This window comes from Burkholderia sp. ABCPW 14 (assembly GCF_001523835.1).
In the GTDB taxonomy this organism is placed as follows: Bacteria; Pseudomonadota; Gammaproteobacteria; order Burkholderiales; family Burkholderiaceae; genus Burkholderia; species Burkholderia mayonis.
On record NZ_LOVS01000070.1, the window covers coordinates 135,169 to 149,871 of the forward strand.

The window sequence follows — 14,703 nt, forward strand, 5'->3', positions numbered from 1 at the left end:
TCAGCGAAGTTGGGCGAGGGGGCGGGACGCGTCGCGCGGCGCCTTGCCGGTCAGCCGGTCGATGTCCGCATACGACTGATGCGCATCGGCGAGCGCCACCACGTAGCGCGACTGCGCGTCGGACAGCGTGCGCTGCGCGTCGAGCACGTCGAGGAAACTGAACTTGCCGAGCTGGTAGCCGCGCGACATCGCGTCGAGCGATTGCCGTGCGGCCGGCAGCACGTCGGCCTTCAGCCGCCGCGCTTCGCCCGTCGATCGTTCGTAGTTCGCATACGCCTGCGTCAGGTCGAGCCGCAGGCGCGCGCGCTCGGCGTCGAAATCGGCGTTCGCCTTCGCGGCCTTGTGCACGGCTTCGAGGATCGCGCCTCGGTTCGTGTCGGAGAGCGGCAGCGGAATCGACACGCCGACGACCACCTGGTTGTCCGGCGCGCCGCCCGTGACGACGTGCTTGACGCCCGCGCTGACCGTGATGTCCGGCACACGCTTCGCGCGCTCGATCGCGATCTGCGCGTTCGTGCGCAGCATGTCGGCCTTCGCCGCGCGCGCGAGCGGCGCGTCGTCGAGGCGGCCGAGCAATTGCGACAGCGGCTCGACGCCCGGCACCGCATCGAGATCGCCCGACGCGACGCGGCACCGCATCGAGATCGCCCGACGCGACGCGGCCGCGCATGTCGGCGCTGCCCGTCACGTTGGCGAGCCGCGCGAGCGCCGCCGACACGTGCGTTTGCGCGTTCGACAGCTCGATCTGCGCGGCCGTCTGCGCGACGCGCGCCTTCGTCGCCTCGACGGGCGACACCTTGCCGGCGCGCGCGCGCTTGTCCGCCATGTCGGCGGAGCGCGCGGCGATCGCGGCCGATTCTTCTGCGACCTGCAACTGCCGCTGCGCGGCGAGCAGGCCGTAGAACGCGCTCGACACGTCGGCGCGCAACGCGGCCGCGCGGCCGTCGAGCGACGCGAGCGCGAATTCGCGGCCGTACGACGCGGCTTCGACGCGCGAGCGCCGCTTGCCGCCGAGCTCGATCGTCTGGTTGATCAGACCGGTCGTCGTCCGCTCCTGCCGGTCGAAGCCTTCCTGCAGGAACGACACGGTCGGATTCGGACGCGCGCCCGCCTGGACGAGCGCGCCGACGGATGCGTCGGCGCCGGACTGCGCGCTCTTCAGCAGCGGGTGGTTCGCGGCGGCGAGATTCAGCGCGTCGTCGAGCGACAGCGCGCGAGCGGCGGCGGAAGACGCGGGCGAGGCGTCGGCGTCGGCGTCGGACGGGGCGGCGGGCGGCCGGTCGGGCGCGATGGCGGACGGGGCGGATTGCGCTTGCGCCGCCGACGCCGCGATCGCGGCCGACACGAAGGCGGCGAAGATACGCTTGGGCATGAGTGATCGAGTCTGGGTGAAACGCGATCGATGCTACGGTCGTGCCGCAATGCAAACATGAGGCGAACATGACATTTTTGTCACGTTCGTGTGAAACGCGTGTTTGGGCGCGTTCGATGCGCTGCGCGCCGTGCGCATCGAACTCGCCGAATTCGCCGAACTCGCGGCGACGGTGAGCGCGCATCGCCCGCCGGGAGGCGTGCGATGCGTGTGCGCGGATCAGCCGCCGATGACGGCCGACCGTGCGCCGGCAGTGGCTTCGATCTCGGCAGAAGGTAGGTTCGCGCTCGACGCGCCGCCGCCCCGTTGCGTGAGTTTCGCGCCGGCGCGGCGGTCGGGCGCGCAATCGGGCGACGGCGCGTCGCGATGCGGCGGCGGCGGCGTTTCGGCGCGAATCGGCTTGCGCTCCTTGAACACGCGCTCGGGCATCCCGTGCGCGAACGCGGATTGCGCGGCGACGGCGAAGATCGCCGCGACGGCCATGAAAGTTGCTCGTTTCATCGAATGTCTCGCTCGGTGGTGTCGCCGGAACGGCGGACCCGCTCAGTGTGACAACGGCGCGGAGCGCGGCGATGACTGCGAGGTGACAAGTCCGTCAGGAACGGGCCGCGGCCCGATGGTCGTGCGGCTGTCCGCCGTCGAGCGAACATCGTGCGTCGTTGCCGATGCGCACGCGAGTCGCCTGGCGTTGCATGCCGGAGTCGCGGGGCCGCGCATTCGTGGAGCCGCGACGCGTCGCGACGACGCACGCGGACCGGGACAGCGGCGCTTCGATCAAACGCAAATTGCGATTCGAATTCGGTTCGGCCACCGGCGAGCTCGTCACACGCCTGCGCCCGCACCGCCCGGTCATCGCGCAGTCAGCATCCGCCGCGGCTGTCGGCGACGCCGAACGCGATGAGATTGCCGGCTATTTCGCGCAGCAGATGCTGCGTGAGCGCGCCGGCGCCGCCCCGGGCGAGGCGAAGCAATTCGATGAGATCTTGGGCAGCGAGGCTCATGTTGGTCTCCTTCATCGCGGCGCCCGTCGAGCGCCGCCACAGAGCATGAAAATCTTTTTGTTGTGACGAAAGTATCGTCCACGGATCGCGCCGATCCAATCAGCCGGCGACGAACTTCGCGTCATCCGATGGAGCGGTTTGTCGGCGGTTTCCTACGCCATGCGCAGCGGAAGTCGGCAGGGTGGCGGCAGCGAGAAGAGTGGGAAAGGGAGCGGCGAATGAAGGCGATTCCGCCAGAGCCGGCCGCGCGCTCGAAGATCGCGCGGGCCGCTCGAAATCCACGCGCCGAGCGACGCGGGAGCCGAGCCGATCGCGCGACGCGACGATCACGGCCCGCGCCCGAACCGTCTCGCGCGGGCGCCGTTTATCCGGCGCATAGGATATAGTTCCAGCTTCCGAGGCTACGGCCCCATCGCTCCGGCAAACCAGCATGCATGCCATCTCGAAGTTGTGGAATGAGAACAAGAAGTTGATCGCCTTCCTGTTCTTCATGGCGATCTTTCGCAGCGCGGTGGCCGACTGGAACGTCGTGCCGAGCGGCTCGATGCTGCCGACCATCCGGCTCGGGGACCGCATCCTCGTCGACAAGATGGCCTATGACCTGCGCGTTCCGTTCACGCATGTCAGGGTCGCGCATCTGAGCGACCCGCGACGCGGCGATATCGTGACCGTCGATTCGTCGGCTGCGCACGAATTGCTCGTCAAGCGCGTGATCGGCCTGCCGGGCGACGTCGTCGAGATGCGAGACAACGTGCTTTACATCAACGGCGCGCGGGTGAGCTACCGGCCGCTCGGCCAGAACCTGCTGTCGAGCGACGCAAGCGCGCGCGGCGAATATCTGGCCGAACGGCTGACCGCAGCGGCGCACGTCGTACGGCTTTCTCCCGATGCGCCAAGCCCGCGCAACTCGTTCGGGCCGGCGGTCGTGCCGAACGGCGCATACCTGATGCTCGGCGACAACCGCGACGACAGCGCGGACTCCCGCTATTACGGCTTCTTCCCGCGCGGCGAAATCATGGGGCGGACGCGTCGCGTGGCGTTTTCGCTCGATCCGTCGCGGTTCTATCTGCCGCGAGTCGATCGGTTCGGGGCGCGCCTCGACGGTTCGCCCGGTTGAGCCGGAATCGAACCGCCGGCAATTCGGGCGTCGGATTCGGCCACGCCCTCGACGCGCGGGAACGCCTGCGAACGCGCATCGAGCCCGCGCCGCGCGCGATCGCCCCGAATCGCCGCCCGATCGCGCCCGGCTACGCCTTGTAGCCGATGGTGCGCAGCAGTTCCTTCCTCCAGCGCACGTCCTCGTCGTTTTCGACGCCGACGGGCGGGAATCCGTCGACGACGCCGAGAATGCTGCGCCCTTGATTGGTCTGCGCGACGACGATCTCGGTCGGGTTCGCGCTCGCGCAGAAAATCCGGCAGACCTCGGGCACGGCCTTGATCGCGTTCAGCACGTTGACCGGGTAGAAACCGTCGCCGAGAAAAACGACAAAGCAGTGCCCGGCGCCGATCGCCGTTGCGTTCCTGCAGGCGAGCTCGATCAACGCGGCATCGGTGCCGGAGCGGCGCACGAGGCGCTTGCCGGACGCTTCGCAGAACGCGATGCCGAACTTGATGCCGGGCACGGTGCCGACGAGCGCCTCGTGGATATCCTCGACCGACTTGATGAAATGCGTCTGGCCGAGAATGAAATTCGTCGTCTCGGGCTTGTCGATCACAACGGTATGCAATTGGAGCATGTCGCACCTCGTCTCGTGGTGACGCGATTGCATCGACGCGCATGAACGGCGCGGACCTGATCGTTTTCCAGCTTAGTACGCGGCTTCCGGCAGCGAAAGCGCGGTGCCGGCCCGCGTCGTCATCTATCCTTTTGGTAGATCGGGCCGCCGGCAGAGCGGCCGGCCGAAGGGGGCGAAGAAGGGGCGGGAAGGGGGAAAGATCATGAACGTGCGACAGGGTTTCGTCGACTGCGTGGGACATACGCCGCTGATCCGCCTGGCGAAGCTCAGCGCGGAGACGGGCTGCGAGATACTCGGCAAGGCCGAGTTCATGAATCCGGGCGGATCGGTCAAGGATCGCGCGGCGCGCTACATCATCGAAGACGCCGAACGGCGCGGCACGCTGAAGCCGGGCGGCACCGTCGTCGAGGGCACGGCCGGCAACACCGGCATCGGACTCGCGCACATCTGCGCGGCGCGCGGCTATCGCTGCGTGATCGTGATTCCGGAAACGCAATCGCCGGAGAAAATGGAAGTGCTGCGCACGCTCGGCGCGGACGTGCGACCCGTGCCGGCCGCGCCGTACAAGGACCCGAACAACTATCAGAAGATAGCCGGGCGGCTCGCGACCGAGCTCGACAACGCCATTTGGGCCAACCAGTTCGACAACCTCGTCAACCGCCAGGCCCACTACGAGACGACGGGGCCGGAGATCTGGCGCGATACGGCAGGCACGGTCGATGCGTTCGTCTGCTCGACGGGAACGGGCGGCACGCTCGCCGGCGTGAGCCGCTATCTGAAGGAACAGAATCCCCAGATCCGGATCGTGCTTGCGGATCCGCACGGCAGCGGCCTCTACAGCTTCGTGAAAACGGGCGAAATCAAGGTGGAAGGCAACTCGATCACGGAAGGGATCGGATCGAGCCGCGTGACGGCCAATCTCGAGGGCACGTCGATCGACGACGCGGTGCGCATCGACGACCGCCTCTGCGTGACGATGGTTTACCGGATGCTGCGCGAAGAGGGCCTGTACGTCGGCGGCTCGAGCGGGATCAACGTCGCGGCGGCCGTCCGGCTTGCGCAGCAGATGGGGCCGGGCCATACGATCGTGACGCTGCTTTGCGACCGCGGCGACATCTACCGTACGCGGCTCTTCAATCGCGAATGGCTGCGGGAAAAGGGGCTCGATCCGACATAGGTGCGGCGATGCCGCATTGTTCGGACAAGCGAAGGCGACCTATTCTAGAAAGGTCCTGCCAACCGGCGGCGATCAACGTTTGTTAGACAGAGGTGTGCCATGTCGATGTCCGTCACCTTGCAGGACTGCCTGCGCCAGAAGGCTTCGCGATACGAAGTCATCCATCATCCGTACAGCCACTCGAACATGGAGGCCGCCGCGGCGGCGCATATTCCGGGCGATCGTCTCGCGAAGACGGTGCTGCTCGAGGACGCGCAGGGCTACGTCGCGGCCGTGCTGCCGACGACGCACGCCGTGCGCCTATCCGAGCTTTGGGCCCAGACGGGACGCCATCTCGTGCTCGCGAAGGAAGTCGAACTGCGCGAGCTGTTCAAGGATTGCGACGTGGGGGCGCTGCCGCCCGTCTGCATGGCCTACGGGATGCAAACTTTCCTCGACGAGAGCCTTGCGCGGCAGCCGGACGTGTATTTCGAGGCCGGCGATCACGAGGAACTGGTCCACATGGATCGCGACGAGTTTCTTTCGCTGATGGACAAGGCCGAACGGGCGAGCTTCTCGCACAAGATTCAGGGGGTGGTTTCTTGACGAGCGCCGTGTGCCGCTGAATCCCGCTGAATCCGTCGGAGAGCGGCCATCCCCGATGCGCGGTGAACGCTGCGGGAAACGCGGCGGATTCGTGTGTCTTACGCATGCCGAATCATCCGGTTCGCGCGGGACATCGAGCAATGCGCGCAGCATCGCGTCGCCGATCAGTTCGTGGCGGCGGCGCGATGGAGGGTATTCGCCGCAACGGAGCAGTGTATCCGGATCAGCGGTCGCCGCCTCGAGTGCGCGTGACGATCGAGCCATGGGCTGCTGTTCGTCCATCCGGTGAGCGCGCCGTCCATCGTTTGACACCTCGGCGACATCCAGTCCTGCCGGCTTTCGCGATGCCGACGAACTACATGCTGCGTGCGTGGTCTGCGGCATGCCCGGCCGAAAAACGGCAGGACACCACCTGCCGGATCGCGTCGGAGCAGGACGGCCGGCCCGAGGCATGCCCGGCGGGATTCGGCGACGGCGGTGAAGATCGCGCGGCAGTTCCGCCGGCCGTGAATGTCACCCTTGCAGGAGGAGACGATGGACGAAGTCCTTTTCGCCACGGATGGCGCGATCTGCACGATCACCCTTAACCGGCCGGAGCGCCGCAACGCCGTCGATGGTCCGACCGCTTCGCGGTTAAGCGAGGCGTTTGAACGGTTCGAGGCCGATGCCGCGCTCGGCGTCGCCATCCTGACGGGAGCCGGAGGCAACTTTTGCGCGGGTGCCGACCTGAAGGCGGTCGGCGATCCCGCGCGGCGCAACGCGCTCGATGCGACAGGGGGCGGTTCGGGTCCGATGGGACCGAGCCGCATGGCGCTGTCCAAGCCGCTCGTCGCGGCGGTTTCCGGCTATGCGGTAGCGGGCGGGCTGGAACTCGCGCTGTTTGCCGACATTCGCGTCGCGGAAGAGGATGCCGTCTTCGGCGTTTTCTGTCGGCGCTGGGGCGTGCCGCTGATTGACGGCGGGACGGTCAGATTGCCGCGTATCGTCGGCATGGGACATGCAATGGACATGATTCTGACCGGACGTCCTGTCGACGCATCGGAAGCCAAGGGCATGGGGCTTGCCAACTATATTGCGCCGAAGGGCGAAGGGCTGTCGTACGCGACTCGCATCGCCCGGCAGATTGCTCAGTTTCCCCGGCAGTGCATGTTGACAGACCGGCGCTCCGCATACGATCAATGGGATTTGCCTCTGGCGGAAGCGCTGCGCGAGGAGGGGGCAAGGGGTGCGCCGATCGTCCTTGCGGAAGGCGTGGCGGGCGCCGAACGCTATAGCGCCGGAGAAGGGCGTCACGGAACATTTTCCGGCTGAAGCACTTCACTGTTCGTAGTCGAAGCAAGTGCAGCAACGAGACCGTCAGCGCGCTTTGAATCTCATCCATGGAACATGGAGGCGGACATGCCGAAGATCGCGAGGCAAAGCGTTGTGGAAGCGGTGAACAGGATTCTCGAAGCCGCTCTGGCGTCGTCATTTGCGGCGTTTCTGGTGAGCGCCGCGCTCGCCATGGGGCCGGCGCGGGCGCAGCCCCCGTCGTTCGAGACGTTCGCCGTCCCTGCCGGCGGCGCACCGCACGACGTCGCACCGGCGCCCGACGGTACCGTGTGGTACACCGCGCAGGCGCGGGGCGCGGCCGGACGGTTGGATCCGCGTGGCGGCAAGACCGACTGGGTCCCGCTCGGCGACGGGGCCGCGCCGCACGGCGTGATTATCGGTCCAGATCGGGCGGCGTGGATCACGGACGGCGGCCTGAACGCGATCGTCCGCATCGACCCGAAGACACTCGCCGTCACGCGTTTCCCGTTGCCGAAGGACCGGGCGAACGCGAATCTGAACACGGCGGTTTTCGACAAGCGCGGGCATCTGTGGTTTACCGGACAAAGCGGTATCTACGGCGAGCTCGATCCGGCGAGCGCCCAAATGCGCGTCTTCGATGCGCCGCGCGGGCGCGGGCCCTACGGCATCTGCGTGACCCCTGACGGCAGCGTGTACTTCGCGTCGCTCGCCGGCAGCTATCTCGGCCGCATCGATCCCGCGAGCGGCGCGGCGCAGGTCATCGATCCGCCGACACCGAATCAGGGCGCACGCCGCGTATGGTCCGATTCGAAAGGGCGCGTCTGGGTCAGCGAGTGGAACGCGGGGAAAGTCGGCGAGTTCGACCCGGCGACGCACCGATGGCGCGAATGGCGGCTGCCTGGCCAGGATCCGCATGCATATGCGATATTCGTAGACGACCGGGACATCGTCTGGCTCAGCGAATGGAGCGCCAACGCGCTCGTGCGCTTCGACCCGCGAGCCGAGCAATTCGACGTGCTGACGCTGCCGCGCCCGCACGCGAACGTACGCCAGATGATGGGCCGAGACGGGGAAGTCTGGTTGTCCGAATCCGGCACCGATCATCTGCTGCGTTACCGGTCTCGCGCGGCAGATGCCGGCAGCCGCTGAGGATGCACGGCGGCGATATTTTTCAATGCATCGAAACGCCGTGAGCCCGCGACGGCCATTTCGGATGAGTCGGAGTGCGGCGGTCGCCGGATCGAAGCAGCGGCCGGAGAATCGCCGGCCAAAGGGACACGTCGGCGCTGGCAGGCCGTGCTGTTTGCCGGCCCGCCGCTACGCGCGGCTTCAACCCGACGACAGAAATCAAGTGGCCGTACCTGTCGAGCCGCGACGTGCGAGGAATCGATCCAGTTGTCTCGCGAACGCCTTGCTGTCGCGTGCGCTGTATGGCGCCGGACCGCCCGTATCGATGCCCGTACTGCGCAATTGATCCATCATCTCACGCATCGTCAGACGTTCCTCGATATTTTCACGGCTAAACCAGCTTCCGCGTGGGTCGAGCACATGAGCGCCCCGGTCGAGGGCAGCGGAAGCAAGCGGTATGTCCGCGGTAATCACCAGGTCGCCAGCCATCACCAGCTCGACGATGCGGGCATCGGCGGCATCGAAGCCCGCTGGCACTTGCAGTGCCCTGATAAAGCGCGAGGGCGGCGTGCGTAAATATTGGTTCGCGACCAGCGTCACGCACACTTCGGCACGTCGCGCGGCCCGAAACAACATGTCCTTGACGACAACCGGGCAGGCGTCTGCGTCAACCAGCACTTGCATTGCAGTCTTTCCGATACATGAGATGCACGATCCTACATCACTGTCGGCGCGCGTCGTGCAACGGCCCCGGGAGGTAGATCTCCACGCAGTCGATCGCCGACGCATCCCTCGGCCGCAATCCCGGGCCGGCGAAACCTGTCGCGCGCGCCGGCGCAATCGGTTCGAATGTTCGCTATCGCCCAGAACACGCATGCCTGCATCGAAACCCTCCGCGACGATATCGGCGAGCCTCGAATCCGTGACGCATTCGACGTGAGTACCCGGATATCGCGCCAGAAACGCGGGCAGCACATGGCATGGCAAACAAGCGGTTTCGTCGCACGCCCGGACGCGCTGATCCGGATGATCCGGGCCATTGCGGAAGGGCGGATTGGCGATCGAGCGAAGCGCGCGGGGCGGATGCCTTTTCACCGCGACCGGGTTGGCGCGAACATCTCGCGTCGAGTGTCGCCGCTCGCGCGCTACTTCTGGAATGTGCCGAGCAATTCGGCGTGCGCCACCACATGGCCTTGCATCGCCTTCTCCAACGCCGCCTTGGTGGGCTTGTGAAGATCGGGCAGCACCGTGTCGAGCGCATACAGCTTGTGGAAATAGCGGTGACGGCCGACAGGCGGGCAGGGGCCGCCATATGCGGTTCGCTGGAAATCGTTGGTGCCTTCAAGCGTGCCCGCCGGGAGCGCGCTCCCGGTGACGCCCTCCTGCAAACCGGAAGCCGTCGGCGGAATGTTGTAGAGCACCCAGTGGACCCATGTCATTCGCGGCGCGGCCGGGTCGGGTGCGTCAGGGTCGTCGACGATCAGCGCGAGGCTTTTCGCATTGGCGGGCACCCCGGACCACGCGAGCGGCGGCGACACGTCCGCGCCCTTGCAAGTGTGGCGCCCGGGAATCTCGCCTCCCTCATGGAAGGCTTGCGAGGTGAGAGTCAAGGTCATCGCGCGCTCCTCGGCGTCGGTCTGCGCCGCCCATCCGGCGGCGCAGATCAGCAAGATCAGAATGGATGCGGTTCGGCTGCGCATCGCGTGTGCTCCATCGGGTTCATCTGCGGCGATCGCGAAGCGCGAAAGCGGTCGGATATTCCGCGCCAAAGCGCTTCGATCCGCGTTTGTCTGGACGTCGCAGCATCGCTCGGGCATCTAAAAAGCTAGTGCAGGTTGGGGCCCAATTCAACTGGCGCGCTGGGCTCCAGCAATGGGCGACACAGGCTTCTAGTCGGATGAATGGTAAGGCAGGCGGTGCGTTGAACAGTTTTCCGCGGTGGTAATCGAACGTGCGCCCTACGTCTGTCATCAAGCCAAGGGGCGGCCGCCACGCCTTCATCGCGAGCGACGCGGCGATGCCGATCCGATGACCGCTCCGACCGAGCTTCCGCCAGCCGCGACCATGGAACGCACGCCGGTTGAATTTCGGAAGCCGCCATCCACGCGACATCGCGCCCGACGACGGGAGCCGGGCGACGCCGAACATATGATTCACACGGAGCGGCCATTCGCCGCGACTGTTCGGCGAGCGACAGAAAACGTCTTTGTCCGGAGAGTCCCCGCGCCGCGCTCGAACGTCCTGCTGCAAACACCGCCTAGAGTCGCTCCAGCGTGTTGTGATCCGCTACTCCGCCGAAGTACTTATCGAGCGCTTCCACGAATACCGCGTTCTCCGGAGTTGCACGCGCGAACAACGTGACCGACGACCTGAACTTCAGGTAATCCGGATATCCGAAAATCGCCTGGATCGAATGGCCTTCGACATCGTTGACGAGCCGCGTGCACTCGCGCAGCCGTGCGCCGAGCAGCGGATGCCGGAGATACGCCTCGGCTTCGTCCAGCGTCGAGATCGCGTACCGTTGTGCGATCGCGCTGTCGCCGAGCCCTTCGATCTGCGGGAACACGAACCACATCCAGTGGCTTCGCTTGTGCCCGTTTCTTAGCTCGTCGCATACCTGCGCATACACGGGGGCCTGTGCGTCGACAAAGCGCTGAAGGTCATAGGGATCGTCCATGTTGCCCTCCGTCCTTTCCGGCGCGGCAAGCCGCGCGAACGATCATTGTGGGCGTTGCCTCGATGGCGCGCAAACGCGAGCGAACGCGCGCCGAGACCACGAGCGCACGCGACTTCGCATGGCGCCCCGGGAGCATGAACGGTCGAATGCGCCGCGCTGCGATCGCTCGTCGCGCGTGAACGCGCGCACGCCGTCGTATGGCCGCGCGCCGGCGACGGGCGTAGCATTGAGACTCAGGCCAGCCGCGATCCCGGCGGATCGGCGGTGCACCATGATCCCGTCGCGGCAGGCCATGCGTAAGAGGGCCGGCAAAGGAGTGTCGATGCGCTCGCAAGCGACGTCCGTCTCGCGTCTGAAACGCTATGCAATCACGGCTGCGGTCGTCGTCGCCAGCCTGATCGTCATCGGGCGCATCACTGGTGTCCTGGTCGACTGGCTATGGTTTTCCTCGATCGGCTACGTTGCCGTTTTCTGGACGATCCTGTCCGCCAGGGTGCTGCTGTTTGTCGTCGTGCTTGCCGCGTCGGCGGCCGTGATCGGCGCGTCGGGGTTCATGGCGCATCGTTACGCAATGCGCCTCGACATCTGGCAAGTGGAAGCCGGATCGTCGACGCGTGCGGAGGAGGTCGTCAGAGCGCTGGCGGGGCAGGTCGCGTCGCGCATTCCTTGGCGCGCCGTCATCGCCGGCAGCGCTGTCCTCCTTGGGCTTGCCATCGCCGGCAACGCAATGTCGAACTGGGACATCGCGCTTCGCTTTCTTCATCAGGTGCCGTTCGGCGAGCGCGATCCGATCTTCGGCACGGACATCGGCTTCTATCTGTTCTCGCTGCCCGTCTGGATCGCGCTCAAGAATTGGCTGCTGCAACTGGTCTTCTGCTGCGCGGCCGTCGCAGGCGGAGTCTACTGGCTGCGCGGCGACATCATGCTCCGGCCGCCGAAGGGGCTGTCGTCGGCCGCTGCCGCCGCTCACGGTTCGGCACTGCTGGCACTGTTCTTCTTGCTGAAAGCCTGGTCGTGGTGGCTCGACCGCTTTTTGCTGCTCTACGACAATAACGGCGTCGTGGTCGGCGCCGGCTATACCGATGTCCACGTCGTGCTGCCCGTGCTGTGGCTGCTCATCGCCCTTGCCACGGCCTCAGCCATTGCGTTGTCGGTCAACGTGCGCCGGCCCGGCTATCGGCTGCCCGCGGCCTCGATGCTGTTGGTGTTCGGCAGTTCGTTTGTGCTCGGCCTCATCTATCCCGCGCTGTTTCAGCGCTTCTACGTCAAACCGAGCGAACTGCAGCTTGAGACACCCTATATCGAACGCAACATCGCGCTGACGCGGCGGGCGTACGGCCTCGCGCAGATCGCCGTCAAACCGTTTGGGGCCGAGCAGGGCCTGAATTTCGCGTCGCTGCAGGCCAACCGCGCGACCATCGACAACATCCGCCTGTGGGACGTGCGACCGCTGATGGATACCTACGCACAGTTGCAGGAGATCCGGACTTACTACAAGTTTTTCTCCGTGGATATCGACCGCTACCCGCTTGACTCCGGTTACCGGCAGGTCATGGTGTCGGCACGCGAACTGGAGCCGGCGATGCTTCCGGAGAACGCCCAGACCTGGGTGAACCTGCATCTCCTGTTCACCCACGGCAACGGCGTCGTGATGTCGCCCGTCACCGAGAAATCCGCCGAGGGTCTGCCTTCGCTCTATCTGCGGGATATTCCACCCGTCGCCCAAGGCGGGCCGGCGATCCACGAACCGCGCCTCTATTTCGGAGAAGGCGGGCAGGGCTATGTCATCGTGAAGGGCAGTGTGCCCGAATTCGACTACCCCAAAGGTGACAGCAACGTCTACACCGCTTACGGCGGGCGCGACGGCGTCGCCATCGGCAGCATGGCGCGACGCAGCCTCTTCGCGTGGCAGCTCGACGATCCCAATATCCTGCTGACCCGCTACGTTACGGGCAAGAGCAGGATCCTGCTTCACCGCGACATTCGGGACCGGATACGCACGATCGCGCCGTTTCTCACCCTCGACCATGACCCGTATCTCGTTGCGAGCAACGGACGCCTTTTCTGGATGCAGGACGCCTATACCACCAGCCGATGGTTTCCGTATGCCCCGCCGGGTACCGGCGACGGCGACAATTACATTCGCAACGCGGTCAAGGTGGTGGTCGATGCTTACAACGGCACGGTCGACTTCTATGTCAGCGATCCTGCCGATCCGCTCGTGCGGACATACCAGCGCATCTTCCCTGGCATGTTCAAGCCGCTCGACGCGATGCCGGAGAACCTTCGGCAGCATATCCGCTACCCGGAAGACCTGTTTCTGATCCAGGCGAACCTCTACCGTGCTTACCACATGGACGCACCGGAAGTTTTCTATAACCGCGAGGATCTCTGGCAGTTTCCTCGAGAACTGGGCGACATCGATGGTGGAGATGCCGCCGGCACGCGGATGGCGCCGTACTACATGATCATGCGATTGCCTGGCGACGCGCGCGCCGAGTTCGTTCTCATGCTGCCGATGGTCCCGAGCCAGCGCGAGAACATGATCGCCTGGCTGGCGGCGCGTTGCGATCCGCCTGGGTACGGCAAGCTGATCGTGTACACCTTCCCCAAGGACAAGCTGGTCTATGGGCCATTTCAAATCGAGGCCCGCATTCAGCAGAATACGGAAATCTCGCAACAGATCTCGCTGTGGAATCAGATGGGCTCACGCGTCATCCGCGGCCATCTCGTGGTTGTGCCGATCGAGAACTCGATCCTCTACGTCTCTCCGCTTTATCTGCGCGCGGCGTCCGGTCAACTCCCGGAGCTGAAGCGCGTGATCGCCGCGTACGGCGACCGTGTCGTGATGGAGGAAACCCTGAGCGAGGCTCTCGCGGCGCTCTTCAAGGAGACGGCTCCGATGGCAGCGCCGGCTCGTGGCGCGACGGATGCGCGCGCCCGCGAAGCCCTTGCCCATTATGACCGCGCGATCGAGCGACTGAAGGCGGGGGATTGGGCCGGCTTCGGTTCGGAACTCGAGGCACTTCGGCCGCTGCTCGAGGGGTTGGGCGCCGACCATGCCGAGAATCAGAAGTGAGCGAGGTGTGAATGAAAGGGCGCCAGTGCGATTCGATGGGTTGGCGGTGCGTTCCGTTTCTTGTATCGCAGCCAGCGAAGACGTTCGGCGTCGACAGGGGAACGGCAGCGGACTTACGGACTTTCGCCCGTGGACTTCGAGCGGCATTATTCAACTCGCTCGCTAGACGGCGCGTGTACTACAAGATTGTCGAGCATAAAAAACGCCTGCTCATGGCAGGCGTGTCGAGGGAGGTCGTGTTGAGCTTGCTACGCTGTTGCCGGGCGCGTCACTGTCAGGAACTGGGCTGCTTTGATTACCCGAATCGTCGCGGTCAGCCTACGCATATAATTTGACATAAGGCAAATTATCGACATTTTCTGTTGTAGTAGCTAGATTGAAATGTCCGCTTTCGGGCCGCGTAAGCTGTCAGAGGTGGCTTCGCTCGTTCGGACAGTTTTCTGAGATTTTTAAGTGGAACGTCCGAGGCAATCATGCTGCCGATTTGATCGCAGGCAGCGTCGCGAAGTAAGCCTCATCCGGCGTCTGTGTTGATGGCGATGTAAAACCGCACTTAAACGGCGGCGCAATGCTGAGTAATTCGCTCAAGTACGAAGGGGCCCATCGAGGGCCCCTTTGACGTGATGCGTTGGCGTCGTCGTTCAGAATGGCGGGT

The 14,703-nt window shown here is 65.3% G+C and carries 13 protein-coding genes and 1 pseudogene; 7 read left to right on the top strand and 7 right to left on the bottom strand.

Going from position 1 to position 14,703, the window contains the following annotated elements; translation table 11 throughout:
- Both WS62_RS10525 and WS62_RS10530 read right to left on the bottom strand, forming a co-directional pair.
- Positions 1–1,372 (bottom strand): annotated as a pseudogene (locus WS62_RS10525) (TolC family protein).
- A gap of 219 nt (positions 1,373–1,591) precedes the next feature.
- Entirely contained in the window at positions 1,592–1,873 is a 282-nt protein-coding gene (locus WS62_RS10530; protein WP_066570791.1) for a hypothetical protein, read from the bottom strand.
- Between the two features lie 218 nt (positions 1,874–2,091).
- Here WS62_RS10530 and WS62_RS37370 point away from each other — a divergent pair, with 218 nt between their 5' ends.
- Both WS62_RS37370 and lepB read left to right on the top strand, forming a co-directional pair.
- The gene (locus WS62_RS37370) at positions 2,092–2,439 is read left to right on the top strand and encodes a hypothetical protein (protein WP_197422810.1); all 348 of its coding nucleotides are present in this window, start codon (positions 2,092–2,094) and stop codon (positions 2,437–2,439) included.
- Between the two features lie 364 nt (positions 2,440–2,803).
- Positions 2,804–3,490, top strand: coding sequence for a signal peptidase I (gene lepB, locus WS62_RS10545; RefSeq protein WP_066570794.1), 687 nt, complete (start codon positions 2,804–2,806; stop codon positions 3,488–3,490).
- A gap of 130 nt (positions 3,491–3,620) precedes the next feature.
- Here lepB and WS62_RS10550 read toward each other — a convergent pair whose 3' ends face one another.
- Positions 3,621–4,109 (bottom strand): adenosine-specific kinase, encoded by a 489-nt coding sequence (locus WS62_RS10550; RefSeq protein WP_066570795.1) that lies wholly within the window; start codon positions 4,107–4,109, stop codon positions 3,621–3,623.
- A 202-nt stretch (positions 4,110–4,311) separates the two neighbouring features.
- On the opposite strand from WS62_RS10550, the gene WS62_RS10555 reads away from it, so the two are divergent.
- The 4 genes from WS62_RS10555 to WS62_RS10570 all read left to right on the top strand — a co-directional run bounded on the left by WS62_RS10555 (position 4,312) and on the right by WS62_RS10570 (position 8,313).
- Positions 4,312–5,286 carry a cysteine synthase A gene (locus WS62_RS10555; protein ID WP_066570796.1) on the top strand — a complete coding sequence of 325 codons (975 nt, stop codon included), beginning with the start codon at positions 4,312–4,314 and terminating at the stop codon, positions 5,284–5,286.
- A 99-nt stretch (positions 5,287–5,385) separates the two neighbouring features.
- The gene (locus WS62_RS10560; protein WP_066496537.1) at positions 5,386–5,871 is read left to right on the top strand and encodes an aminoacyl-tRNA deacylase; all 486 of its coding nucleotides are present in this window, start codon (positions 5,386–5,388) and stop codon (positions 5,869–5,871) included.
- 534 nt (positions 5,872–6,405) lie between these two features.
- Positions 6,406–7,182, top strand: coding sequence for a crotonase/enoyl-CoA hydratase family protein (locus WS62_RS10565; RefSeq protein ID WP_066570806.1), 777 nt, complete (start codon positions 6,406–6,408; stop codon positions 7,180–7,182).
- Positions 7,183–7,269: 87 nt separating this feature from the next.
- Positions 7,270–8,313: a Vgb family protein gene (locus WS62_RS10570; protein WP_066570807.1), complete on the top strand. Its 1,044-nt coding sequence runs from the start codon at positions 7,270–7,272 to the stop codon at positions 8,311–8,313.
- Positions 8,314–8,511: 198 nt separating this feature from the next.
- On the opposite strand, the gene WS62_RS10575 is transcribed toward WS62_RS10570, so the two are convergent.
- From WS62_RS10575 to WS62_RS10585, 3 genes are all read right to left on the bottom strand, one after another.
- On the bottom strand, positions 8,512–8,976 hold the full coding sequence (locus WS62_RS10575) for a YaiI/YqxD family protein (RefSeq protein WP_066570797.1): 465 nt from the start codon (positions 8,974–8,976) through the stop codon (positions 8,512–8,514).
- A 461-nt stretch (positions 8,977–9,437) separates the two neighbouring features.
- Positions 9,438–9,908 carry a YbhB/YbcL family Raf kinase inhibitor-like protein gene (locus WS62_RS10580; RefSeq protein WP_066570808.1) on the bottom strand — a complete coding sequence of 157 codons (471 nt, stop codon included), beginning with the start codon at positions 9,906–9,908 and terminating at the stop codon, positions 9,438–9,440.
- Between the two features lie 641 nt (positions 9,909–10,549).
- A complete protein-coding gene (locus tag WS62_RS10585) occupies positions 10,550–10,969 on the bottom strand; it encodes a DUF1810 domain-containing protein (RefSeq protein WP_066570798.1) in 420 nt (139 codons plus the stop codon).
- 322 nt (positions 10,970–11,291) lie between these two features.
- On the opposite strand from WS62_RS10585, the gene WS62_RS10590 reads away from it, so the two are divergent.
- The gene (locus WS62_RS10590; protein ID WP_066570809.1) at positions 11,292–14,048 is read left to right on the top strand and encodes a UPF0182 family membrane protein; all 2,757 of its coding nucleotides are present in this window, start codon (positions 11,292–11,294) and stop codon (positions 14,046–14,048) included.
- A 471-nt stretch (positions 14,049–14,519) separates the two neighbouring features.
- On the opposite strand, the gene WS62_RS38040 is transcribed toward WS62_RS10590, so the two are convergent.
- Positions 14,520–14,703: hypothetical protein (locus WS62_RS38040; protein ID WP_231748257.1), on the bottom strand; the 184-nt coding region annotated here is incomplete at its 5' end.

What these genes read in the sequence shown, in the direction of transcription:
- WS62_RS10580 (WP_066570808.1), bottom strand. Translation starts at nt 9,908, where the DNA reads ATGACCTTGACTCTCACCTCGCAAGCCTTCCATGAGGGAGGCGAGATT.
- WS62_RS10560 (WP_066496537.1), top strand. Translation starts at nt 5,386, where the DNA reads ATGTCGATGTCCGTCACCTTGCAGGACTGCCTGCGCCAGAAGGCTTCG.
- WS62_RS10575 (WP_066570797.1), bottom strand. Translation starts at nt 8,976, where the DNA reads ATGCAAGTGCTGGTTGACGCAGACGCCTGCCCGGTTGTCGTCAAGGAC.
- WS62_RS10555 (WP_066570796.1), top strand. Translation starts at nt 4,312, where the DNA reads ATGAACGTGCGACAGGGTTTCGTCGACTGCGTGGGACATACGCCGCTG.
- WS62_RS10570 (WP_066570807.1), top strand. Translation starts at nt 7,270, where the DNA reads ATGCCGAAGATCGCGAGGCAAAGCGTTGTGGAAGCGGTGAACAGGATT.
- WS62_RS10550 (WP_066570795.1), bottom strand. Translation starts at nt 4,109, where the DNA reads ATGCTCCAATTGCATACCGTTGTGATCGACAAGCCCGAGACGACGAAT.
- WS62_RS10530 (WP_066570791.1), bottom strand. Translation starts at nt 1,873, where the DNA reads ATGAAACGAGCAACTTTCATGGCCGTCGCGGCGATCTTCGCCGTCGCC.
- WS62_RS10585 (WP_066570798.1), bottom strand. Translation starts at nt 10,969, where the DNA reads ATGGACGATCCCTATGACCTTCAGCGCTTTGTCGACGCACAGGCCCCC.
- lepB (WP_066570794.1), top strand. Translation starts at nt 2,804, where the DNA reads ATGCATGCCATCTCGAAGTTGTGGAATGAGAACAAGAAGTTGATCGCC.
- WS62_RS10590 (WP_066570809.1), top strand. Translation starts at nt 11,292, where the DNA reads ATGCGCTCGCAAGCGACGTCCGTCTCGCGTCTGAAACGCTATGCAATC.
- WS62_RS10565 (WP_066570806.1), top strand. Translation starts at nt 6,406, where the DNA reads ATGGACGAAGTCCTTTTCGCCACGGATGGCGCGATCTGCACGATCACC.